The sequence below is a fragment of the Pseudomonas sp. TE50-2 genome, assembly GCF_040813665.1.
Taxonomy (GTDB): domain Bacteria; phylum Pseudomonadota; class Gammaproteobacteria; order Pseudomonadales; family Pseudomonadaceae; genus Aquipseudomonas; species Aquipseudomonas soli.
In genome coordinates this window covers 4,741,693-4,764,601 of record NZ_JBFNXN010000001.1, presented here as the reverse complement: position 1 = coordinate 4,764,601, position 22,909 = coordinate 4,741,693, and the positions used below count along the sequence as shown (strand labels likewise).

19 protein-coding genes, 4 tRNA genes and 1 pseudogene are annotated in these 22,909 nt (G+C 64.8%); 7 read left to right on the top strand and 17 right to left on the bottom strand.

The window, feature by feature from the left end:
• Window positions 1–35: 35 nt before the first annotated feature.
• Window positions 36–2,429, bottom strand: coding sequence for an RND family transporter (locus tag AAHK21_RS21840; protein ID WP_094012586.1), 2,394 nt, complete (start codon window positions 2,427–2,429; stop codon window positions 36–38).
• Window positions 2,426–3,442 (bottom strand): YCF48-related protein, encoded by a 1,017-nt coding sequence (locus tag AAHK21_RS21835; protein WP_046854729.1) that lies wholly within the window; start codon window positions 3,440–3,442, stop codon window positions 2,426–2,428. The genes AAHK21_RS21840 and AAHK21_RS21835 overlap by 4 nt, the downstream gene beginning before the upstream one ends.
• Before the next feature lie 327 nt (window positions 3,443–3,769).
• Here AAHK21_RS21835 and AAHK21_RS21830 point away from each other — a divergent pair.
• The 3 genes and pseudogenes from AAHK21_RS21830 to AAHK21_RS21820 all read left to right on the top strand — a co-directional run.
• Window positions 3,770–4,243, top strand: a pseudogene (locus AAHK21_RS21830) (contractile injection system protein, VgrG/Pvc8 family); the annotation flags it as partial.
• Window positions 4,218–4,532 carry a hypothetical protein gene (locus AAHK21_RS21825; RefSeq protein WP_367859044.1) on the top strand — a complete coding sequence of 105 codons (315 nt, stop codon included), beginning with the start codon at window positions 4,218–4,220 and terminating at the stop codon, window positions 4,530–4,532. The pseudogene AAHK21_RS21830 and the gene AAHK21_RS21825, both read left to right, overlap by 26 nt.
• A 2-nt stretch (window positions 4,533–4,534) precedes the next feature.
• Complete coding sequence (locus tag AAHK21_RS21820; RefSeq protein WP_367858303.1) at window positions 4,535–4,804, top strand: PAAR domain-containing protein; 270 nt, start codon at window positions 4,535–4,537, stop codon at window positions 4,802–4,804.
• Between the two features lie 110 nt (window positions 4,805–4,914).
• On the opposite strand, the gene pepN is transcribed toward AAHK21_RS21820, so the two are convergent.
• The 6 genes from pepN to AAHK21_RS21790 are packed head-to-tail and all read right to left on the bottom strand — an operon-like array spanning window position 4,915 to window position 11,429.
• Complete coding sequence (gene pepN, locus AAHK21_RS21815) at window positions 4,915–7,572, bottom strand: aminopeptidase N (RefSeq protein WP_367858302.1); 2,658 nt, start codon at window positions 7,570–7,572, stop codon at window positions 4,915–4,917.
• A gap of 13 nt (window positions 7,573–7,585) precedes the next feature.
• Window positions 7,586–8,416, bottom strand: a complete 831-nt coding sequence (locus tag AAHK21_RS21810) for a DUF2797 domain-containing protein (protein ID WP_046854727.1) — start codon at window positions 8,414–8,416, stop codon at window positions 7,586–7,588.
• Window positions 8,413–8,673: a YeaC family protein gene (locus AAHK21_RS21805; protein ID WP_011532970.1), complete on the bottom strand. Its 261-nt coding sequence runs from the start codon at window positions 8,671–8,673 to the stop codon at window positions 8,413–8,415. Before AAHK21_RS21805 ends, AAHK21_RS21810 begins: the two co-directional genes overlap by 4 nt.
• Window positions 8,674–8,686: 13 nt before the next feature.
• Window positions 8,687–9,571 (bottom strand): rhomboid family intramembrane serine protease, encoded by an 885-nt coding sequence (locus AAHK21_RS21800; protein ID WP_367858301.1) that lies wholly within the window; start codon window positions 9,569–9,571, stop codon window positions 8,687–8,689.
• Window positions 9,568–10,539, bottom strand: coding sequence for a metallophosphoesterase (locus tag AAHK21_RS21795; RefSeq protein WP_046854725.1), 972 nt, complete (start codon window positions 10,537–10,539; stop codon window positions 9,568–9,570). The genes AAHK21_RS21800 and AAHK21_RS21795 overlap by 4 nt, the downstream gene beginning before the upstream one ends.
• Window positions 10,539–11,429 carry an NAD(+) kinase gene (locus tag AAHK21_RS21790; protein WP_011532967.1) on the bottom strand — a complete coding sequence of 297 codons (891 nt, stop codon included), beginning with the start codon at window positions 11,427–11,429 and terminating at the stop codon, window positions 10,539–10,541. The genes AAHK21_RS21795 and AAHK21_RS21790 overlap by 1 nt, the downstream gene beginning before the upstream one ends.
• 44 nt (window positions 11,430–11,473) lie before the next feature.
• Between AAHK21_RS21790 and AAHK21_RS21785 the strand changes: the two genes are divergently transcribed.
• Together AAHK21_RS21785 and AAHK21_RS21780 are read left to right on the top strand one after the other, a co-directional pair.
• Window positions 11,474–12,466: a DUF1853 family protein gene (locus AAHK21_RS21785; RefSeq protein ID WP_367858300.1), complete on the top strand. Its 993-nt coding sequence runs from the start codon at window positions 11,474–11,476 to the stop codon at window positions 12,464–12,466.
• A gap of 128 nt (window positions 12,467–12,594) precedes the next feature.
• On the top strand, window positions 12,595–13,140 hold the full coding sequence (locus AAHK21_RS21780) for a cytochrome b (protein WP_134693918.1): 546 nt from the start codon (window positions 12,595–12,597) through the stop codon (window positions 13,138–13,140).
• Here the strand turns inward: AAHK21_RS21780 and AAHK21_RS21775 are convergent.
• Together AAHK21_RS21775 and AAHK21_RS21770 are read right to left on the bottom strand one after the other, a co-directional pair.
• Window positions 13,131–14,024 carry a 1-aminocyclopropane-1-carboxylate deaminase/D-cysteine desulfhydrase gene (locus AAHK21_RS21775; protein ID WP_367858299.1) on the bottom strand — a complete coding sequence of 298 codons (894 nt, stop codon included), beginning with the start codon at window positions 14,022–14,024 and terminating at the stop codon, window positions 13,131–13,133. The two genes, AAHK21_RS21780 and AAHK21_RS21775, sit on opposite strands and share 10 nt — an antisense overlap.
• A gap of 387 nt (window positions 14,025–14,411) precedes the next feature.
• Complete coding sequence (locus AAHK21_RS21770; protein WP_367858298.1) at window positions 14,412–16,448, bottom strand: FAD-dependent oxidoreductase; 2,037 nt, start codon at window positions 16,446–16,448, stop codon at window positions 14,412–14,414.
• A gap of 204 nt (window positions 16,449–16,652) precedes the next feature.
• Here AAHK21_RS21770 and AAHK21_RS21765 point away from each other — a divergent pair, with 204 nt between their 5' ends.
• Together AAHK21_RS21765 and AAHK21_RS21760 are read left to right on the top strand one after the other, a co-directional pair.
• Entirely contained in the window at window positions 16,653–17,771 is a 1,119-nt protein-coding gene (locus AAHK21_RS21765; protein WP_046857860.1) for a carbon-nitrogen hydrolase family protein, read from the top strand.
• A 4-nt stretch (window positions 17,772–17,775) separates the two neighbouring features.
• Window positions 17,776–18,816, top strand: coding sequence for an AraC family transcriptional regulator (locus tag AAHK21_RS21760; RefSeq protein ID WP_367858297.1), 1,041 nt, complete (start codon window positions 17,776–17,778; stop codon window positions 18,814–18,816).
• Window positions 18,817–19,019: 203 nt separating this feature from the next.
• On the opposite strand, the gene AAHK21_RS21755 is transcribed toward AAHK21_RS21760, so the two are convergent.
• The 7 genes from AAHK21_RS21755 to AAHK21_RS21725 form a co-directional block, all read right to left on the bottom strand.
• On the bottom strand, window positions 19,020–19,898 hold the full coding sequence (locus tag AAHK21_RS21755; protein ID WP_367858296.1) for a DUF2242 domain-containing protein: 879 nt from the start codon (window positions 19,896–19,898) through the stop codon (window positions 19,020–19,022).
• A gap of 197 nt (window positions 19,899–20,095) precedes the next feature.
• Window positions 20,096–20,172 (bottom strand) — tRNA-Asp (locus AAHK21_RS21750).
• Window positions 20,173–20,311: 139 nt separating this feature from the next.
• Window positions 20,312–20,388 (bottom strand) — tRNA-Asp (locus AAHK21_RS21745).
• An 83-nt stretch (window positions 20,389–20,471) separates the two neighbouring features.
• Window positions 20,472–20,548, bottom strand: a tRNA-Asp gene (locus AAHK21_RS21740).
• 81 nt (window positions 20,549–20,629) lie between these two features.
• A tRNA-Val gene (locus tag AAHK21_RS21735) sits at window positions 20,630–20,705 on the bottom strand.
• A gap of 211 nt (window positions 20,706–20,916) precedes the next feature.
• Window positions 20,917–21,690, bottom strand: coding sequence for an SDR family oxidoreductase (locus tag AAHK21_RS21730; protein ID WP_367858295.1), 774 nt, complete (start codon window positions 21,688–21,690; stop codon window positions 20,917–20,919).
• Entirely contained in the window at window positions 21,687–22,898 is a 1,212-nt protein-coding gene (locus tag AAHK21_RS21725) for an O-succinylhomoserine sulfhydrylase (protein WP_139669656.1), read from the bottom strand. Before AAHK21_RS21725 ends, AAHK21_RS21730 begins: the two co-directional genes overlap by 4 nt.
• Window positions 22,899–22,909 lie beyond the last annotated feature (11 nt).

The following is a 22,909-nucleotide window of genomic DNA, read 5'->3' as shown; positions in this document are numbered from 1 at the left end:
CGCCGATGCGACTTGACCCGCGATAATGGCGTCACTCAATGGGCGAAGATCGACCCGCCCTCCTTGCCCGCCAATTTCTCTGGCTTGATCAGGAACCGCGCCAGCGCCGGCAGCAGCCACAGGGCGCCGAACATGTTCCACAGCAGCATGAAGGTCAGCATCAGGCCCATGTCGGCCTGGAACTTGATCGCCGAGAAGATCCAGGTGCACACGCCGATGGCCAGGCACAGGCCGGTGAACAGCACCGCCTTGCCGGTGGAGCGCAGGGTCTCGTAATAGGCCTCCTGCAACGGCAGGCCAGCGCGCAGGAAGCTTTCCAGGCGGCTGTAGATGTAGATGCCGTAGTCCACGCCGATGCCCACGCCCAGCGCCACCACCGGCAGCGTGGCGACCTTCACGCCAATGCCCATGAAGGCCATCAGCGCGTTGCCCAGTACCGAGGTCAGCACCAGCGGCAGGACAATGCACAGGGTCGCGGCGAACGAGCGGAAGGTGATCATGCACATCACCGCCACGCAGATGTACACGAGGATCAGGATGGTCAGCTCGGCCGACTTGATCACTTCGTTGGTGGCCGCCTCGATGCCGGCATTACCCGCCGCCAGGAGGAACTGCAGGCCTTCCTTGCTGTGGCTGTCGGCGAAAGCCTTGGCCGCGGCGGTGACCCGCTCCAGGGTCTCGGCCTTGTGGTCGTTGAGGAACACCAGCACTGGCGCCAGCGAACAGTCGGCGTTGTACAGGCCGTCGGCACGGGCGATGGAGTTGTTGAGGATATCCGGGTTGCGCGACAGGGTTTCCCATTTCAGGCTGCCCTCGTTCATGCCCTTGATGACCTGCTTGGACACGGTCACCAGGGAGATGGTCGACTGCACCCCGGGGGTGTTGTCCATGGTCCACATCAGCTCGTCGATCGGCGCCATGGTCGAGTGGATCGAGCAGCTCTCGGCCGGGGTCTTGACCATGATCACCAGCACATCGGAACTGGTCGAGTAGTTGCTGATGATGAAGCTGTTGTCCTGGTTGTAGCGCGAGTCCGGGCGCAACTCCGGGGCGCCCTGGTCAAGGTCGCCGATCTTCAGGTTCTGGCTGTACCAGAGGCCGCCACCGAAGGCCAGCAGCGCCAGCACCACCGATACCGGCGCCACCTTGGGGCTGGCGAAGTTGGACAGCAGGCGCCAGAACGGATGCTCGCGGGTCGCATCCTTCTTGCTGCGGGCGATGGCCTTCTGGCTGATGCCGACGTAGCTGATCGCCACCGGCAGCAGGATCAGGTTGGTGAACACGATCACCGCCACGCCGATCGAGGCGCCGATGGCCAGCTCGCGGATTACGCCGATGTCGATGATCAGCAGGGTGATGAAGCCCACGGCATCGGCGAGGATGGCGATCATCCCCGGCAGGAATAGCTGGCGGAAGGTGCGCCGGGCCGCGGTCAGGGCGTTGTCGGCGTCACTGGATTGCAGGGCGATGCCGTTGATCTTCTGCACCCCGTGGGAAATGCCGATGGCGAAGATCAGGAACGGTACCAGCATCGAGTACGGGTCCAGGCCGAAGCCCACCGCATGCATCAGCCCCAGCTGCCAGACCACCGCCACCAGGGTGGTGATGAGCACGGCGATGGTGCTGCGGATGCACCAGGTGAACCAGTACAGCAGCGCCCAGGTGATCACCAGCGCCACGCCGAAGAACATCGCCACCATCACCAGGCCATCGATCAGGTCACCGACCTTCTTGGCGAAACCGACGATGTGAATCTTCACGTTCGGGTTCTGCGCCTGGAACTTGTCGCGGATCTTCTCTTCCAGCTGGTGGGAGAACTGCTGGTAGTCGAGCTTGACCTGGCGCCCTGGGTCCTGCGGGTCGGGATGGTTCTCCAGCAGCGGGATATCGATGATGCTGGATTTGAAGTTGTTGGCCACCAGGCGCCCCACCTGGCCCGACTTGAGCACGTTGTCGCGCAGGGTGTCGAGGCTGTCCTGGGAGCCATTGTAGGTATTGGGGATCACTTCGCCGCCGGAGAAGCCCTCTTCGGTGACCTCGCTCCAGCGCACGCTCGGGCTCCACAGCGATTTCAGCCCGGCGCGGTCGACGCCGGGGATGTAGAACACCTCGTCATGGATCTGGCGCAGCGTCTCCATGTAGTCCTTGTCGAAGATGTCGCCGTTGACCGCCTCCACCGAGACGCGCACGGTGTTGCCGAGGTTGGCCAGGTCGTTGCGGTGCTCCATCATCTGCTCGATGAACGGATGCTGCAGCGGGATCATCTTCTCGAAGCTGGTGGACGGGCGGATCTGCGTGGCCTGCCAGAACAGGAACACGCTCACCAGCAGGCAGATGCCGATGACCACGGGGCGATTATTGAAGATCAGGCGTTCCAGCAGGGTGGCCTTGTCCTTGTGCTGCATGTCGAAGCTCTCCCGGCTGGTCATGGACGCGCCTCCTGGGTACCGTCGGCCGAGGCCAGGTGCACGCCCCCTTGCCCGACCAGCAACAGGCCGCCACCGCCCAGGCCGCTGACACCCGACAGGGCGATACGGTCGGCGCGGTTGCGCACGCTGAAGGTCTGGCCGTCGTCATGGCTGCGCAGCACGCTGCCGCCATTGCCGACCAGCACCAGGCTGCCGTCCTCGAGAAGCGTAGCGCTTGCCAGGCCGAATTCGAGCGGGCCGCGTTCGGCCTTGAGCTCAATCGGCTGCCAGCTGTCGCCGAAATCGGTGGAGCGGAACAGGTTGCCGCGCAGGCCGTAGGCCAACAGGGTGTTGGGCTGAGCGGTGCCGATTACACCGAACAGTGAGCCCTCGTAGGGGCCTTGCACCGTCGTCCAGCTCTGACCGGCATCGCTGGAGCGGAACATGCTGCCCTGCTCGCCGACGATGAACAGGCCGGCGTCCTTCACCTGGGTGATGGCGTTGAGGTGGAGCTGATCGGGGTTGTCCAGGCGCTCGGCGACGTCCTGCCAGTGCTGGCCGCCATCGGTGGTCTCCAGCAGCGCGCCATAGGCGCCGACGGCAAAGCCATGTTGAGCATCGACGAAACGCACGTCGAGCAAGGGTGCTTCGCGGGACAGGTCTTCGAACTGCTTGCTCCAGGTCGCGCCGCCGTCGTTGCTGGCGAGGATCTGGGCATCATGGCCGACCGCCCAGCCGCGCTTGTCGTCGAGGAAGAACACTGCGGTAAGCAGTTGCCGGGTGGGCACCCGGGCTTGGGTCCAGGTCTTGCCCTGGTCGTCGGAGAACAGGATATGGCCGCGATCGCCGACCACCACCAGGCGCTGGCCGGCGTGGGTGGCGCCGATCAACAGGCTCTGGCTGGCCTTGGCCGACTCCACCGAGTATTCCTCGGCGGCCACCGCCGCCTCGGCATTGCCGGCGCCGATGCCCAGCACCAGTGCCAGCATCGCACCTGCCGCCAGCCTGCGGCGTGGCGTAATCCGCTCTCTCATGACTGCCCCCTGTTGTGTTCTTGTGGTGGGTCAATCTATTGCCAGGCACTGCCGAAACCCCTGGTCCAGAGGCCTGGAATAGCTTCTGGCCATCGTATCGGGCTTGTCCGACAGAAAACAACGAGCGGGACGTTATGTTTTGTTAACCGCCAGCACATTCAGCGAGTCAGCCCGATACCCGCCCTCATCCAAGGAAGTTTCCTACGGCCACATCGGATTTTCCCGGCAATACTTCCTATCTATTCGTATTTACCGTCCTTCTCCGATGTTTAAACGAGCGCCCATGCGTGGTCTCGCGCTCGCTGTAATCTGGACAAGGAGCGGTCAATGCATCACCAAGCAAATCTGCGCTACAGCTTCGAGCCGCTGAGCAGCGACGCCGAATTCGATGTGGTGACGTTCAAACTTACGGAGGCGCTCAGCGCACCGTTCACCCTCGAACTGGAACTTGCCAGCGACGCCGACGATGTCGACTTCGGCAAGCTGCTGGATAAGCCAGCACTGTTCACGCTGTGGGATGGTGATCACGCGGTGCGCCGTGTGCACGGTCTTATCAGCACCCTCACCCAAGGCGACAGCGGTTTTCGTCGAACACGTTACAGCGCCCTGGTGGAGCCGCAGCTGGCCCGCGCCAGGCTGCGCTCGAACTGGCGCATCTTCCAGCACAAAACCGTGCCGCAGATCCTCGAACTGATGCTCAAGCGCCAAGGCATCCTTTACTTCGATGTACACGCCAGCCGCGAACATCAGGTGCGTGAGTTCTGTGTGCAGGCCGGTGAAACCGACTTCGACTTCATGGCCACGGGAGGTCGACTCGGGAAAGTTTGAATTCGGCTCCACTTTCGAAGCGGTGTACCCCGCCGAAATCCTTGCCATCATCAACCTGCGCCGCACGCTGGGGTTAACGACCCCCTTCATCAACCACCCCTTGATGACAACCCCTTATGCCGCGCTAACGCTCCCACCCAATACCCGGCTCGAGCGCGACGAACTGCTGGATAACTTTCTCCAAGCCGCCTGCAAGCTCAACCCCGAGGCAGTACCGGAGGGTTTGTATGAAGCGGTGGTGAAGACTTGGACGGAGTACTGAACATGCCCGGGCATGGAGCCATTCGCCTGGGTGACACGCATTCGGGCGGGGGAGCGATGATAGAAGCCAATGGCGTGATGATCGACGGTCAAGCGCAGTGCGTAATGGGCGACAGGGCGCAGTGCCCGCTGCATGCGGGGATTTATCCGCTGGTCAGCGGCGGCGACCGGAGCGTGCTGTTCGAGGGGCAACCGCTGATCTTCGAGCCAGCAGAACTGGCGTGCGGCTGCCAAGTGTTTTCAACGTGTACGCAGGGTCACGCAAAAACGTGAGTGGCCAGCGTCCTTGTGAAAAACATCGCGGCGTTGCAGCGAGCCCACAGGGACCGCGTGAGGCTCAAGCCTGCGCGATACCTGTGGGAATGGCCCAACTTTCCAATGGCTTACGCCAGGCTCTTGCTCACCACCTCGTACACATCGCTGGACAGCGCACCGGAAGCGAGAATTCGCTCCAGCTCGCCCTTCATCAGCGCCTGACGCTGGTCGTCATACTTGCGCCAGCGGGTCAGCGGGGCGAGTTGACGCGAGGCGATCTGCGGGTTCAGCGCATTGAGCTCGATCACCAGGTCCGCCAGGAAGCGATACCCCGAACCGTCAGCGGCATGGAAGTTGACCAGGTTCTGCCCGGCAAAACCACCGATCAGCGCACGCACCTTGTTCGGGTTCTTCAGGGTGAAGGCCGGGTGCTGCATCAATGCCTTGACCCGCGCCAAGCCGCCCGGCAGGGTGCTGGCCGCCTGCACGCTGAACCACTGGTCCATGACCAGCGGGTTGTCCTTGAAGTGCTCGGCGAAGGCATCCAGGGCCTTGGCGCGCTCGGCCTCGAACGGCGAGTTGACCAGCACCGCCAGGGCGGTGAGACGCTCGGTCATGTTGTCGCAGTGCTCGTACTGCTCCAGGGTCGCCTCGAGCACCTGCGGCTTGCCGCTGAGCATCAGGTACGACAGGGCGATGTTCTGCAGGCTACGGCGGGCGAAGTGCTCGGCCGAGGCCACGTAGGCGGTCTTGCGCGAGACCTCGCGGTTGGCCTGGTAACGCGCCCACAGCGCATTGAACAGCTGCTCGGCGATCTGCCGGCGGGCGAACTCGCGGGCGGCGTGGATGGCATCCACGTCGGCCACCTGGCTGATCTCGGTGAGGTAGGCCTCGCCCGGCAGCGAGAGCATCTCGGCGACCATGGCCGGGTCCAGCGACTCATTGCCAACCACAGCGCCCAGTGCGGTGATCAGGCGCTGGTCGAGGGACAGTGCTTCGCCACGCTGGTGCTGGCCGATCAGCTCCTGGAGCACCTGCACGGCCAACTGCTGCCCCGCTTCCCAGCGGTTGAAGCCGTCGCTGTCGTGTTGCATGAGGAACATCAGCTGGTCGCGGTCGTAGGGGAAGCTCAGCTTGACCGGTGCGCTGAAGCCGCGCAGCAGCGACGGCAGCGGCTGGCTGGCAATACCTTCGAAGGTGAAGGTCTGCTCGGCTTCGGTCACCGACAGCACGCGGCTGGTGCCAGCGGCGGCGCTTTCGCCGGCCAGGCGCAACGGCAGGTCGTTGCCTTGGGCATCCAGCAGGCCCAGCGCCACCGGGATCACGAACGGCAGTTTCTCGACCTGCCCCGGTGTGGGCGGGCAGCTCTGGCGGAAGGTCAGGCTGTAGCGCTGCGCGGCAGCGTCATAGGCCTCGCTGACCTCCAGGCGCGGGGTGCCGGCCTGGGTGTACCAGCGCTTGAACTGGGTCAGGTCGACGCCGTTGGCGTCTTCCATGGCCTTGATGAAATCGTCGGTGGTAACCGCCTGGCCATCATGGCGCTCGAAGTACAGGTCGCTACCCTTGCGGAAGCCCTCGGCCCCCAGCAGGGTGTGGACCATGCCGACCACCTCGGCGCCCTTCTCGTACACCGTCAGGGTGTAGAAGTTGGAGATCTCGATGAAGCTGTCCGGGCGGATCGGGTGGGCCATGGGGCCGGCGTCTTCGGCGAACTGATGGGTGCGCAGGTAGGCGACATCCTCGATGCGCTTGACCGTGCGCGAGTTCATGTCGGCGCTGAACTCGGCGTCGCGGTACACCGTGAAGCCTTCCTTGAGCGACAGCTGGAACCAGTCGCGGCACGTCACGCGGTTGCCCGACCAGTTGTGGAAGTACTCGTGGGCCACCACACCCTCGACCCGCTGGTGGGCGGCGTCGGTGGCGGTCTCGGCGCGGGCCAGCACACAGCTGGAGTTGAAGATGTTCAGGCCCTTGTTTTCCATGGCGCCCATGTTGAAGTCGTTGACCGCGACGATCATGAAGATGTCCAGGTCATATTCACGACCGTAGACTTCCTCGTCCCAGCGCATGGACTTCTTCAGGCTGACCATGGCGTGGTCGCACTTGTCGAGGTTTTCTTCCTCGACATAGATACGCAGGGTCACGTCGCGGCCGGACTGGCGGGTGAACTCGCTCTCGATGCACCACAAGTCACCGGCTACCAGGGCAAACAGGTAGGCCGGCTTCTTGAACGGGTCTTCCCAGGTCGCCCAGTGGCGGCCGTCATCCGCCGGGCCACTGCCCGTGGGGTTGCCGTTGGACAGCAGCACCGGATAGCGGTGCTGCTCGGCGATCACCGTGGTGGTGAAGGTGCTCATCACGTCCGGGCGGTCGAGGTAGTAGGTGATCTTGCGGAAGCCCTCGGCCTCGCACTGGGTGCAGAACATCTTGCCGGACTTGTACAGGCCTTCCAGCGCGGTGTTGCTTTCCGGGTGGATCTTGACGCTGGTATCCAGGGTGAAGCGTTCGGCCTTGGGATGCACGGTGAGGCTGTCGTCATCGAGCTGGTAGTCGCCGGCAGCAAGCGCCTGGTCGTCCAGCTGCACGCTCAGCAGCTCCAGGTGCTGGCCATCGAGCACCAGCGGCGGCAGGCCGGCGCCGCGCTCGGGGTTGCGGCGCATGACCAGCTGCGCATGGACCAGGCTGTGGTCCTCGAACAGTTCGAAGGTCAGGTGGGTCTCGTCGATCAGGTACTCGGGGGCCTGATAGTCCTTGAGGTAGATCACTTGCGGTTGTTCGGTACGCATGGTGACGATCCTTTTACTGGAGCACGGCCAGCTGGTAGGCCGTGTACTTGCGAATGTTGATCACGCCGGTGTCGAAGATCAGGTACTGGCCCTTGATGCCCAGCAGCGTGCCTTCCACGACGGGATCCTTGTCGAGGTTGAAGCTGACGATCTTTTTCGGGTAGGCCTCGACCGGGTAGCGCATCTGCACCACCTCAGCGTCGGGCAGCGGCTGGATGGCCTGCAGGCCGAAGCGCTCCTGCAAGGCGCGGATGCCGTCGGCGCAGGCGTCGAAGATCTGTTCGCGGATGGCCGGCAGGTCGAGCACCTCGGCGTCGCCCTTGAGCAGCGCGCGCCAGTTGGTGCGGTCCGGTACCTGGCTGCGCAGCACGTCTTCGACCAGCCCGGATTGCTGGCGGGTGGCCACGCGCATGATCGGCAGCGCCTGGCTGGCGCCCTGGTCGAGCCAGCGGGTGGGCAGCTGGGTGGCGCGGGTGATGCCGACCTTGATGCCCGACGAGTTGGCCAGGTACACCACGTGGTCGGTCATGCAGAACTGCTCGCCCCATGACGGCTCGCGGCAGGTGCCGGCGTCGTAGTGGCAGCGTTCGGGGGCCATGATGCACACGTCGCACTGGGCCAGCTTGGTCATGCACGGGTAGCAGTAGCCCTGGCTGAAGCTGGTCTTGGTGCGTTTGCCGCAGTGGCTGCAGTGAATCGCGCCGAGGTACTCGAGGCGGATCGACTGGCCGATCAGCGGATTGACCGGCACCTCGGTGTCATCCAGGCGGAAACTGTATTGAACGACCGGTGCGTCCAGGCGCACCGCCATCTTGCTCAGAGAGCCACGAGCGAGTTCGATCAATGTACCGAGTCCGACTTGAACAGGATGTTGGCGATCGGCGCCGACTTCGAGGCGCATTCCTGCGGGCCCATGTAGCCAGTGCGTTGCTCTTCGGGGAGGTTCTTCATCTCCCAGGCGATCACCGCCTGCAGCGACAGCTCTTTCTGTTCGGCGGTCAGTTTGCGGCCATCAGACCATTTGCCGATTTCAACGGCCGTCTTCAGGCTCTCGTAGATCTCGGGGGTGATGTTTTCGATCATTTGCGCGAATGTGGACATGCTGTCTCCTCAGTCAGGCCGTCAGTTTACGCCTCGCCAGCGCGCCACCCAAGAGCCCCGTCAGGCATCCGATGAGCAACCCGCCGACATGGGCGGCGTTGGCGATCTGGCCGAAGCCGAGCTGGCCGACCACGCCGCTCAGGCAGATCACCAGCCAGATCAGCATCATCACCAGCACGCCCTTGGGCAGGTTGAACTGCGGGTTCGGCGCCAGCCACTGGTACAACCAGACATGCCCGAGCAAGCCGTAGAGCACGCCGGACAGCCCGCCGAACAGGCTCGGCCCGCTAGTGAAATGCTGGGCCAGGTTGGATACCAGGCTGAACAGCAGCGTCAGCCCCAGCAACATCCACGGGCCCTGGCGCAGCTCAATGCGCTTGCCCAGCTCCCAATACCACAGGCCGTTCATGGCCAGGTGCAGCACGCCGAAGTGCAGCAGCATCGGCGACACCAGTCGCCACCACTGGCCTTCGGCGAGGCCCTGGAGCAAGGGGGTGAAGTACAGGTAGTCGCCCTGCACCTTGAACGACAGGAAGGTGAACCAGCCGATGGTCGAGAGGTTGTCACCCAGGCCGGTCACCCCGGCGACCACCAGGCTCAGGATCAGTACCGCGGCGGTGACCTTGCAGGCCATGGCCTGCTCCTTCAGCGAAGGCGCCGCCGGAGCGGTCGGCATGCCAGCGTCCACAGGTTCGGGCATCGCTTCTAGGTCGGCATTGCCCTCAGGGAAGCGCCGATAGAGTTCCAGTACGTCCTGGGCCATGGCCGGCGGCGCCCAGAGCACCTGTTCGTCGCCCTCCTCCACTACCCGGTGCGGCACCTGCAGACGGCGCAGCAGGGCGACGAAACCGCTGAGATCGACCGCCAGCGGCAGGCGCAGCACTTCGATCACATTCATTGGCTGGCCTGCGGGCGGTCGACATCGACCCAGACGAACTTGTGCGGATCGATGCGGGTCTCGTCGTCCAGACGGTAGGCCGCGAGCTTGCCGTAGAGCACGGCGCTGTAGTCCAGGCAGGCCAGGTTGTCACGGATCGGCGCCGGTCGGCCACTGCGCCAGTAATGGCCGACGAACAGCAGCGGTTCGTCCTCGGCATAGCGCAGCAGGGCGTTCTTCTGGCTGTGGCTGAGCGGCGTGCGGGCCACTTCGTCGGGCAGTGCGTCAGGCTGGAAGACGATGTCGCCGTAGGTCTGCGGGTCCTCTTCCCAGAACTTGGTGCGGAAGAAGGCGCGGGTCAGACCGTCGCCGCCGGTCAGGGTCAGGCCGTCCGGCAGGCGCATGTCGGTGCCGCGCAGCAGGCGGTTGCACACTGTCGAGGCGAAGCTGCCGGACACTGCCGAGGCCTGCACGAAGTGCTCGTCGATGCAGCCCGTGGGGTACTGCAGGCGCAACGGCTCGATCAGCCGTGGGTCCCAGCAGGCATGCACCAGGCGGAAGCGCCCGGCGTCGATGAACAGCGGCAGTTGGTAGAACCACTGGATGAAATCGTGCCAGTCGCCGGGGTGCTGGGCGAACTGGGTGAGGGTCTCGTCGATCAGCCGGGCATGGCGTGGGGTGTGCTCGCGCACATGGGCCTTGCCACTGCCCGGCAACGCCGGGGTGACCCAGCCCAGGGCGTTGTACTCATGGTTGCCCATGATGCAGAACGCCTGGCCGGCCTCGACCATGTCATGAACGATGTGCAGCGCCTCGCGGATGCGCGGGCCGCGGTCGACGATGTCGCCCAGGAACAACGCCTGGCGCCGCGGGTGCCGCCACACCCCGCCGATGCGCTTGTAGCCGAGGGCGTCGAGCAAGCGTTCGAGGGTGAGCGCGCAACCGTGCACGTCACCGATGATGTCGAAACTGCGCGCCGGATCGAGCATCAGTCGTCCCTGCCGCCCAGGCGGCTGCCCCAGCCGAGCTTGGTGCGGCAGACCTCGTAGTAGTTATGATCCAGCGGATGGATCAGGCGCAGTTTCTGCGGTTTCTTGCTCACCGTGATGGTGTCGCCGGGGGCACAGGTGAAGTGGTTCTGGCCGTCGCAGGAGACCTGCGGGTAAATCTGCAGGTCCTTGGACACGACGATCTTCAGCTCGCTGTTGCCGTCGACCACGATCGGCCGGCCGGACAAGGTATGCGGGTACATCGGCACGATGACGATGGCGTCCAGCTTGGGGTGCATGATCGGGCCGCCGGCGGACAGCGCGTAGGCGGTGGAGCCGGTCGGAGTGGCGACGATCAGGCCGTCGGCCTTCTGGCTGCAGACGAACTGGCCGTCGATGTAGATCTCGAACTCGATCATCCGCGTCGACTTGCCCGGGTGCAGCACCACGTCGTTGAGCGCATCGCCCTGGCCTATGGCCTCGTTGTGACGGCGCACCTCGGCCTGCAGCAGGAAGCGGTTCTCCACCAGGTAATGGCCGTCGAGCACCTCGGCGACCTTCTCCTCCAGCTCGTCAGGGCGGATATCGGTGAGGAAACCCAGGTTGCCGCGGTTGATCCCCAGCACCGGGATGTTGTGGCGGGCCAGGGCGCGGGCAGCGCCAAGCAGGCTGCCGTCACCACCAACCACGATGACCAGGTCGCAGACCTCGCCCAGCAGTTTGCGCGTCGAGGTCTGCAGGCCGTGGCCCGGCAGGACTTCGGCGATGGTGTCCTCGAGGATCACGTGCAGGTGGCGCTCGAGGAGGAATTTTTTCAGTCGGCGAATAGTGTCGAGCACCTGGGAGCTGCCAAGGCGTCCGATGATACCGATATTGCGAAATTGCTCCATGGTGCTCCTGCAAGGCTCTGCGGCGGGGTGACAATGCCGGGATTATGGGCGAAAGGACCGGCCAGCGGCAAACCGGCTATGCTCGCAGGATGACGCCCTTCGCCGACCTCGAACCCCTGCCCCGCCAACTGCGTCACCCTGCGGTGCGCGACCTGGCCTGGGCGCTGCTGTCACCGCCGCTGCTGGAGGACGCCGCCTGCGCCCAGCGCCACCCGCTCAAGGGCAGCGCCTGGGCTGACGATCCGCAGGCCCTGGGCAGCTGGCTCGTCAGCCTCGACCAGGCCCCCGGGTCGCTGCTGGCCTGGCTGGCACGCCTGAACAGCCGACGGCTGGGGCTCTACTACGAAAGCCTGTGGCAGTTCGCCCTGCACCAGGCACCGGGCATCGAACTGCTGGCGGCCAACCTGGCGATCCGTGACGGCGGGCATACTTTGGGCGAGCTGGACATTCTGCTCCGCGACCGCGAGGGCGATCATCATCTGGAGCTGGCCATCAAGCTCTACCTGGGACCGCCTGCCGACGACGGGCAGGACCCGGCAAACTGGCTAGGCCCCGGCTGCCATGACCGCCTCGGGACCAAGCTGGCGCACCTGACCGGGCATCAGTTGACCATCTCCGGCCAGCCTCATAGTCGCACCGCGCTGGCCGGGCTGGGAATCGCCGAAGTCGAGGCCCAGCTGTGGCTCGGCGGCTATCTGTTCTACCCCTGGCCCGGACATGCCGAAGCGCCTGCCGGCGCCCATCCGGCACATTTGCGCGGGCACTGGCTGCATCGTCGGGACTGGGCGGACTACCTCGCGCACTGCCCTCCCGGACGTTGGCAGCCGCTGCCCCGACATGGGTGGCTGGCGCCGGCGCGGGTCGAAGCAGGCAGTTGCTGGGCAGCCGAGCAGTTCGACCGCTGGTTGCAAGCACTGGATGAGGTGGCCCCGGCGCAGTTGCTGGTCAGGCTTGAAGAGGATGAAGACGGCGCCTGGCAGGAAGCCGAGCGGGTGTTTCTGGTGGCAGACAGGTGGCCACATCTTCCGCAGGGGTGACGGAGCAGACCAACCTGCACGAAACATTCTTGCCTGCCCATATCAACACAATTTTTACACCGCCCCCGTACGATGACAGCCAGGCGCCGGCAAGAGCGCCCTTTCCGACCTGATGACGAGGACCCACCATGGTTTCATCCACTCCCGCGACCCATTACGCGCGGCTGTCGATTGCCCTGCACTGGCTGATGCTGGTGCTGCTGGCCGCCGTCTACGCCTGCATCGAACTGCGCGGCCTGTTCCCCAAGGGCAGCGCCGAACGTGACCTGATGAAAGACCTGCACTTCATGCTCGGGCTGACGGTGTTCGTGCTGGTCTGGCTGCGCCTGGCCATGCGCCTGTCGCGCCCCACTCCGCCGATCGTGCCCAGGCCACCGGCCTGGCAGACGGGTCTGTCGCACCTGGTACACCTGCTGCTGTACCTGATGATGATCGGCCTGCCGCTGGCCGGTTGGGCAATACTCAGTGCCGCCGACAAGCCGATCCCGTTCTATGGCCTGGAGCTGCCGGCGATCGTCGCCCCCGACCCGGACCTGAGCAAGTTCATCAAGGGCTGGCATGAACGCATTGGCAGCTGGGGGTACTGGCTGATCGGCCTGCACGCACTGGCCGGGCTCTATCACCACTATGTGCGGCGCGACAACACGCTGCTGCGCATGCTGCCCTACAAGTAACCGCGTCGTCCCTGCAGGCCTCCGGTGTGCAGGAATACCAGGCGGGTGCCGGGGGCAAAACACCCGGCCTCGACCTGGTCGCGCAGGGCCAGCAGGGCCTTGCCGGTATAGAGCGCCTCCAGCGGCATGCCGGTTTGCCGTTCGGTGTCGGCGATAAACGCCAGCAGTGCGTCATCGATACGGGCAAAGCCGCCACGGCTGGCGTCGTGTAGCTGATAGCCGTGCGCACCCGCCAGCGCCGCGACGGTTTCCGGTACACCGTGGTCGAGGGGGACGGCTAGGGCGCCATGGACCACATGCCTGCCTGCCTCCTCCAGTACCAGCCCCGCCAGGGTCGTGCCGGTGCCTGCCGCCAGCCACCAGGCGTCGTAGTCCGTCCAGCCGAGCGTTGCCAATTGCGCTCGGCATTGCGCGACGATCAACCCGCAGCCCTGCGCGCCAGCTTGTCCGCCACCGCCTTCAGGGATGCAGTGCCACCCCGGGTAGCGGGCCTGCCAGGGCTCCCAGAAGCCGGTTTCATGGCGGGCGCGGTAGCCGCCGAAACCGAGCCAGTGCAGTTCCATGCCCAGGGCTCGCAGGTCCTGTACCGTCGGTGTTTCCTGGGGGTGGCCACGCAATAGCCCGGCGGTAGCAAAGCCGAAGCGCTTGCCGGCGGCGGCCAGGGCGTGGAGATGGTTGGAATGGTTGCCACCCAGGCTGATCAGGCCCGGTGCATCGGCCTTGCGGGCCTGGAGCAGGTGATGACGCAGCTTGAACCATTTATTGCCGCTGATCAGCGGGTCGATCAGGTCCAGGCGCAGGACCGCGGCTTCGATTCCCGCGTGGCGTAACCAAGATAGGTCGAGGCGTTGCAGGGGGGCTTGGGGGAGAGAAAAATCAGACATGAAGGCAGTTTATCTGATTGCCCAGATGTGGGCGTGTTGCTCGTTGCCGTTGCCGTTGCCGTTGCCGTTGCCGTTGCCGTTGCCGATCGAGAGTTTATCCCAAATTCCACTAGCGACAGCTGCGTCATCCCAGGCGCCGCCCGTAACTTCGCGACTTCAGGAGGACCTCCGTTCGGCCTCCTGAAGTCGCAATTTGTGTCGCCTGAACTATCGCGCACTTAGAAGCAAAAGCAGAGCAAGAGCAAGAGCAAGAGCAAGAGCAAGATGCATGGAGCATATGAAGACGCAGCGTTTCTAGTTACAACTACTCGCTGACAAACCAACTCCCAAAGGAAAAGTGTATTACCACCTCACCTGTGAAAGTTGGCTCATCACCAGTTCACACAATTACAACTCGGCCGCCAATCTCGACCCTTGGTTAATCGCCCGCTTGGCATCAAGCTCAGCCGCCACATCAGCGCCACCAATCAAGTGCACCGATTGCCCGGCCGCCACAAGGCCATCATGCAACTCGCGCAGCGGCTCCTGCCCCGCGCAGACAACGATGTTGTCCACCGCCAGCACCTGCGGCTCGCCCTCGCCGATGCGCACATGCAGGCCGGCATCGTCCACGCCGAGGTACTCGACGCTGTTGAGCATCTGCACCTGCTTGTTCTTCAGCCCTGTGCGATGAATCCAGCCGGTGGTCTTGCCCAGGCCGTCGCCAACCTTGGTCTTCTTGCGTTGCAACAGGTACACCTGGCGCGCCGGCGCATGAGGCTCTGCCTTCACCCCGGCCACACCACCACGGGCTTCCAACTGCGTATCGATGCCCCACTCCTTCCAGAACGCCTCACGGTCCTGGCTGGTGGCCACGCCCTTGTGCACCAGGTACTCGGACACATCGAAACCGATACCACCAGCACCGATCACCGCCACCCGCTCGCCCACCGGCTTGCGCTCGAGCAGTACGTCCAGGTAGTTCAGCACCTTGGCATTGTCGATGCCGGGAATGGCCGGCGTGCGCGGTGCGATACCGGTGGCCAGGATGACTTCGTCGTATTCGCCGGCCACCAGTGCAGCTACGTCGACACGGGTATTCAGGCGCAGTTCGACCCCCGTGGACTTCACCTTGTTACGGAAGTAGCGCAGGGTCTCGTAGAACTCCTCCTTGCCCGGCACCCGCTTGGCCACATTGAACTGCCCGCCGATCTCGCCGGCAGCATCGAACAGCGTCACTGCATGGCCGCGCTCGGCAGCCACGGTGGCGGCCGCCAGGCCCGCCGGTCCGGCGCCGACCACGGCGATGCGCTTGACCGCCTGCACAGGCAGGTAGTTGAGCTCCGTCTCATGGCAGGCACGCGGGTTGACCAGGCAGCTGGTCAGCTTGCCGCCGAAAGTGTGGTCCAGGCACGCCTGGTTGCAGCCGATGCAGGTGTTGATCTCGTCGCCACGGCCTTCGGCGGCCTTGTTGACGAAATCGGGGTCGGCCAGGAACGGCCGGGCCATGGAGACCATGTCGGCATCACCCTCGGCCAGCACCGCCTCGGCCACTTCCGGGGTATTGATGCGGTTGGTGGTGATCAACGGGATCTTCACCACACCACGCAGCTTGGCGGTGACCTTGCTGAACGCCGCGCGCGGCACCTTGGTGGCGATGGTCGGGATGCGCGCCTCGTGCCAGCCGATGCCAGTGTTGATCAGCGTGGCGCCGGCCTGCTCGATGGCCTTGGCCAGCAGCTCGATCTCGTCCCAGGTGCTGCCGCCCTCGACCAGGTCGAGCATCGACAGGCGGAAGATGATGATGAAGTTCGGCCCCACCGCCTCGCGCACCCGCTGCACGATTTCCACGGCCAGGCGCATGCGGTTCTCATAGCTACCACCCCAGCGGTCGTTGCGGTGGTTGGTGTGGGCGGCGAGGAACTGGTTGATGAAGTAGCCTTCCGAACCCATGATCTCGACGCCGTCGTAGCCGGCGCGCTGGGCCAGGCTTGCGCAGGTGACGAAATCGCGGATCTGCTTCTCGATGCCTTCCTCGTCCAGCTCCTTGGGCTTGAACGGGTTGATCGGTGCCTGGATGGCGCTGGGCGCCACTTGCTTCGGGCTGTAGGCATAGCGCCCGGCGTGGAGGATCTGCAGGCAGATCTTGCCACCGGCGGCATGCACCGCCTCGGTGACGACCCGGTGCTTGGCGGCCTCTTCCTCGGTGCTGAGCTTGGCCGCGCCGGAGTACACGCCGCCTTCATCGTTGGGCGCGATGCCACCGGTGACCATCAGGCCGACGCCTCCACGGGCACGCTCGGCGAAGTACGCGGCCATGCGTTCGAAGCCGCCGGGGCGCTCTTCGAGGCCTGTGTGCATCGAACCCATCAGGGTGCGGTTGCGCAAGGTGGTGAAGCCCAGGTCGAGGGGGGCCAGCAGGTGCGGGTAACGGTCGGTAGCCATGGATGGACTCCACAGTTGGCATGATCACGGAATGCGGGCGCCTCTACCGCTGTCTACACAAGCTCGCGGGGCCCGTCGGTTGTCTGAGGCCGACATTAAACAGGCGTTTGAACTCGCTCAATGATCGAAACTGACAACTTATTGATCCTGCTGCACAGCAGGTCTACCCTAAGGCACCTCTACCGCACAACGCTGGACCGTTCCATGCGCAAACTGCTAGCCGGCGCCTTGGCGCTGGTCACCCTCGCCGCCCTCTGTGGCTACGGCTTCTGGACCCTGCAGCGTCCGGAAGGCCATTACCTGTCCGACCTGCGCATCGAGCTGGCCCTCAACCAGGGCGTGCCAGGCGAGCACGGCAACCTGCTGGGGGTCGAGCCGCTGTTGTATCCGGGCGACTACCAGAACTTGACGCGCCTGCACCGCAAGCTCTCGGCCTACCTGGAGCAGGCCCGTGCCCAGGGGCTGGTCAACTCGCGCACCGTGGTGGTACTGCCCGAGCATATCGGCACCTGGCTGTGGGCCCGTGGCGAAAAGCGCGAGCTGTACCAGGTGACCCAGCGCAGCGAGGCCTGGCAGTGGCTGGAGTTGAGCAACCCGCTGCGCTACGGCCTGGCGATGCTCGCCGCCAGCGGCGACGACCGCCGCTCGGACGCCCACCTGCGCATGAAGGCCGCGCAGATGGCCGCCGACTACCAGCAGCTGTTCGGCAACCTGGCCCGCGAGTTCGGCGTCACCCTGGTGGCGGGCTCCATCGTCCTGCCCGCACCCTACGTCGAGAACGGCGTGCTGCGCACCGGCAACGGCCCGCTTTACAACAGCAGCCTGGTGTTCGCCAGCGACGGCTCGGTGCTCGGCCAGCCTCAGCACCAGCAGTACCCCGACAGCGAAAGCCGGCGCTACATCCAGGGCGGCCAGCAACACCCCCTGCAAGTGCTGGAGACCCCCGCCGGGCGCCTGGGCGTGCTGATCGGCAGCGACAGCTGGTACCCGGCCAACCACCGACAACTGGCCGCGCAGTCGGTGCAGCTGATTGCCAACCCGGTGTTCCTCAGCGGCAAACAGAGCTGGCAGGCGCCCTGGCGCGGCAACCGCCATCAGGCACAGGCCGCCGACCTGCCACTGCAACGCGGCGAGGTCAGCGAGCAGCGTGCCTGGCAGCAACTACCATTGGCCGCCAATGACAGCACCCCGAGCATAAGCGTGTTCATGCGTGGCCAGTTCTGGGAGCTGGGCAGCGACGGCCAGGGCTTTGCCAGCCAAAGCGGCACACTGTGGGTCGGCAACGACAGCCACGGTGCGCGCCTGCTCAACCTGTGGCTGTGACACCATGCCCCGCCCCCGCGTGCGCCTGGGTGATCTGTCGGTAGGTTTCGTCCAGCCTCTGGCCGAAGCACTGAGCATGCTCGGCCACGATCCGCAGCCGCTGCTGCTGCGCTACGGCCTCGACGCCAGGCGCCTGGCCGAGCCAGGCGCGCGCCTGTCGATTCCGCGCTACATGCACCTGGGCCATGCGGCGATCGCCTTGTCCGCCGAACCTGCCCTGGGCCTGCACATGGGGCGCCTGAGCCGCCTGGCCCAGGCCGGGCTGGCCGGGGTGACTGCCGCGCAGGCACCCACCCTCGGCGAAGCCGCCCGCACCCTGCTGCGCTTCGAACCGTTGTATGCCGCCAACTACCGGGGCCGGTCGAGTTTCCACGAAGACACCCAGGGCGCTTGGCTGAGGTTCTATTCCATCAGCCCCTACAACAGCTACAACCACTTCGTGGTCGACTCGATGCTCGCGGGCTGGCTGGCGCAGCTCGGCGCCCTCACCGCCAGGCCGGTGCATGCCGAACGTCTTGAAATCGAATTCGACACTCCCGCCTACGCCGCGCAGTACCAAGGCCTGTGTACGGGCACCGTGCATTTCGGTGGCACGGCCAACCAACTGCGCCTGAGCCGGGCCACCCTGGACCTACCCAACCCGCAGCACTGCCCCAGTACCTGGCAGCACCTGCTGCAGCTATGCGAAGCGGAACTGGCCCAGCGCACCCGTGTGCGCAGCCTGGGCGAGCGCATCACCCATCTGCTGGGCCCACTGCTCAATGGCGGGCACGAACCGGACCTGGAGGAAGTGGCGCGGCACCTGCAACTGCCGACCTGGACGTTGCGCCGCAAGCTGGCCGAGGAAGGCACGCGCTTTCGCAACCTGCTCAACGACACACGGCGCGACCTGGCCGAGACCTATATCCGCGATACGGAACTGGCCTTCGGCGAGATCGCCTATCTGTTGGGATTCGCCTCGGCAGAGGCGTTCCAGCGCGCGTTCAAGCGCTGGACGGGGCTGACCCCGGGGGAATTTCGCCGCCATCAGCGGCAAGTCGGCTAGAGCTCGGTGGCGTCGTCGGCCGGCTCCGGCAGGTCCAGCTCATAGGCCTGGAACTCAAGCAGTTCTTCCTGGTAATCGTCCATCTTCACGCCCCTCATTCGTCGTTCTTCTGTCATTGCGCCAACCTAAGCCAGCGTAATGACAGAATGATTACAGCCCTATGAACGATAAACGTAGCAGGCACCCAGGAAGTTATCGACGAGTCAGAGTGGTGCCGGCGCCTGCTCGGCCGCCGGGGCTTCCTGCTGGATCTGGATCGGCGCTGGCTCGACAGGCGGCGCGATGGGTTGCGAACCCTTGCTGTCATCCACCACCGGCGCGGCCGGGGCCTCGCTGGACGGCACGGGAGGCGCTGGGGCGGCAACCGGTGCAGACGCTGCGGCAGCAACCGGTGTCGTAACCGGGGCCGGTGTCTCTGCCACGCTTTCGGCTACCGGCGTGGCCGACTGCGGTACGGGCGCGAGGGCTGCGGGCGCAGGCTCCGGCAGGCCCAGGTCAGCGGCAGGTTTTTCCACCTTCGGCTCGGCGGCAGGCTCGGACTTCTCCGGCTTCTTCGGTTTCGGCAGGTAGCTCTCCACCAGGGCGAAGTAACGATCGTAGAACTGCGCAGCGGTGACCGTCTCGCTGGCTACCTTGACCATGGAGTCGTCGGTTGAGCCGATCGGCATCGACACCGAGCCCAGCACGCCCACGCCGAGGCTGGCGGAAGTGTTGGACTTTTTCAGGGCATAGCGGTCCTGCAGGGCGTTGGCGAACATGGTCGAGCGATGTTTGTCGCTCATGTCCGAAACGCAGGTGATGTTGAAGCTGATCTGCAGGTGGTTCTCGGCGTTCTGCTGGAAGCTCTTGTTGCCGGCCACCTGGTTGGCATCGCTGCTGGTGATGATGTAGCCCTGGCTGAGCAGCGCACGACGCGCCGCCTCGCAGGAGCCCGCCTCGCTGGTGGCGAAGGTGCGGGAAAAGGTGCCCGAGTCATCGAAGTTCTCATGCTCGTAGACGGCGGCCTTTTTCGAGGAACAGCCGGACACGCCCGCCAGCACGAGGGCCAGCCCGAGCGCGCCATAGACGGTTGATCTAGACATTGCCAATTCCGGGAAGAAACGAATGGGGCGTATTGTGCATCACATCGATCAGCGGCTGAAACCTTTGATCGGTGAAGAGTCTGTCAGCTTTGTTGGAAATTCTTGCCCATGGTCGGGCAAGTTGCTGAAACGAAAAAAGCGACCCTAAGGTCGCTTTTCCGTTGCTTCGAGGTGTTCAAAGGGCCTCGAGGCGAAGATGGCGCAGCGGACGGGACTCGAACCCGCGACCCCCGGCGTGACAGGCCGGTATTCTAACCGACTGAACTACCGCTGCGTATCGTTCGGGCTTGCACCCGATTGAAACTGGGATCTGAGCTTTCAAGCGCTACAGCGCGAAAGCCAGGAACAAAAAAGGCGACTTATAATCGCCTTTTCTGCTTGCCTCGAGCGTTCATGGGGCTCTTGGCGAAAGATGGCGCAGCGGACGGGACTCGAACCCGCGACCCCCGGCGTGACAGGCCGGTATTCTAACCGACTGAACTACCGCTGCGTATCGTTCAGGCTTGCGCCTGATTGAAACTGGGATCTGGCCTTTCGGCCTCAGACCGGTGCAAGCACCCATCTGGAATAAAATGGCGCGGCGGACGGGACTCGAACCCGCGACCCCCGGCGTGACAGGCCGGTATTCTAACCGACTGAACTACCGCCGCGCAGTGCTGGACTTGCGTCCTGTTTCTCTCTGCCAGAGCGCTTCTTGCAAAGCACCTTGGACCAGAAACGTTCTCAGGAAGTGGTGGGTGATGACGGGATCGAACCGCCGACCCTCTGCTTGTAAGGCAGATGCTCTCCCGGCTGAGCTAATCACCCCCGCGATGTTGCTTGTTGCGTTTGCTTCGCTGAGGCCGCGAAATTTACGCAGGTACCGATGCTAAGTCAATACCCCCATTGAAGTTTTTTTCAAAAAGGGCAAAAAAGCAGCTGCAAGCTTGAAGCTGCCCTCACTACTGTATTCGACCCAGATAAAGACAAAGGGGACCTCACGGTCCCCTCTTGCAGCTTGAGGCTTATAGCTTGCCGCTCAGGCGTAGATCATCTTGCGGGTCATCCCGCCATCGACCACGAACTCCTGGCCGGTGACGAACCCCGCCTGGCGCGAAAGCAGCCACGCCACCAGCGCCGCGACGTCCTCCACCGTCCCTACCCGGCCAGCCGGATGCTGGGCATGGTCAGCCTCGCTCAGAGGCTCGGCACGTCGCTGCGAGGGATCACGGGCATCGATCCAGCCCGGGCTCACGGCATTCACGCGGATCTCCGGCGCCAGGCTCATGGCCAAGGCATGGGTCAAGGCGACCAGCCCGCCTTTGCTGGCGGCATAGGCCTCGGTGTCCGGCTCGGATTGCCGGGCACGGGTGGAAGCCAGGTTGACGATCGCCCCACCATGGGCGCGCAGGTAAGGTGCGCAATGCTTGGCCAGCAGCATCGGGCCATTGAGGTTGACCGCCAGCACCCGGTTCCATTGGGCCAGGGACAGGCTCTCCAAGGTCTGGTTGTGCGGGTTGGCGATCGCCGCGTTGCACACCAGCGCGTCCAGCCGGCCAAACTGCCCGAGCACCTCGGACACTCCGGCACTGACCTGGGCCTCGTCGGCCACATCCATGGTGATGAACCAGGCATTGTCACCCAGAGCCTTGGCGACCTTGGCGCCACGCGGGCGGTCCAGGTCGCTGAGCACCACCTGCCAGCCTTCGCAGATCAACCAGGCGGCGATGCCCAGGCCGATGCCGCGGGCGGCACCGGTCACCAGGGCCACCCGACCATTATGGCCGGGCTCGCCACCCTTCCAGTCGATCACAGCGCCGCCAGGCCGCGGGCCAGATCGGCTTGCAGGTCAGCCACATCTTCCAGCCCGACCGCCACGCGCACCAGGCTGTCGCGGATACCCGCCGCTTCACGTTCCTGCGGCGTCAGACGGCCGTGGGAGGTGGTGGCCGGGTGGGCGATGGTGGTCTTGCTGTCACCGAGGTTGGTGGTGATCGAGATCACTCGGGTGGCGTCGATGAAGCGCCAGGCGCCTTCCTTGCCGCCCTTCACCTCGAAACTGACCACCGCGCCGAAGCCGCTCATCTGGCGCTTGGCCAGTTCATGCTGCGGATGGCTCGGCAGGCCGGCGTAGTGGACCTTCTCGATGCCGTCCTGCTGCTCGAGCCACTCGGCCAGCGCCTGGGCGCTCTCGCAGTGGGCGCGCATGCGCAGCTTGAGGGTCTCCAGGCCCTTGGTGAAGACCCAGGCGTTGAACGGGCTGAGGGTCGGGCCGGCGGTGCGCAGGAAGCCCACGACTTCCTTCATCTGCTCGCTGCGACCGGCCACCACGCCGCCCATGCAACGGCCCTGGCCGTCGATGAACTTGGTCGCCGAGTGGAACACGATATCGGCACCGAGCTTGAGCGGTTGCTGCAAGGCCGGGGTGCTGAAGCAGTTGTCCACCACCAGCAGCGCGCCACGGGCGTGGGCGATTTCGGCCAGGGCGCTGATATCGACCAGCTCGGCCAGCGGGTTGGACGGCGACTCGACGACCAGCAGCTTGGTGTTGGCCTTGATGGCCTTTTCCCAGCCGTTCAGGTCGACCAGCGGCACGTAGTCCACCTGCACGCCGAAACGCTTGAAGTACTTCTCGAACAGGCTGATGGTCGAGCCGAACACGCTCTGCGACACCAGCACATGGTCGCCGGCACTGCACAGCGACATGACCACGGCGAGGATCGCCGCCATGCCGGTGGAGGTGGCCACGGCCTGCTCGGCGCCTTCCATGGCCGCCAGGCGCTCCTCGAAGGCACGCACGGTCGGGTTGGTGTAGCGCGAATAGACGTTGCCCGGCGTTTCGCCGGCAAAGCGCGCGGCAGCGTCGGCGGCCGTGCGGAAGACATAGCTGGAGGTCAGGAACAGCGCTTCACTGTGCTCGGCCTCCGGTGTACGGTTCTGACCGGCGCGCACCGCCAGGGTGTCGAAACCGACACCCTCGAGGTCACTGTCCAGTCGACCGGCATCCCATTGTTCGGTCATGCCGTCGCTCC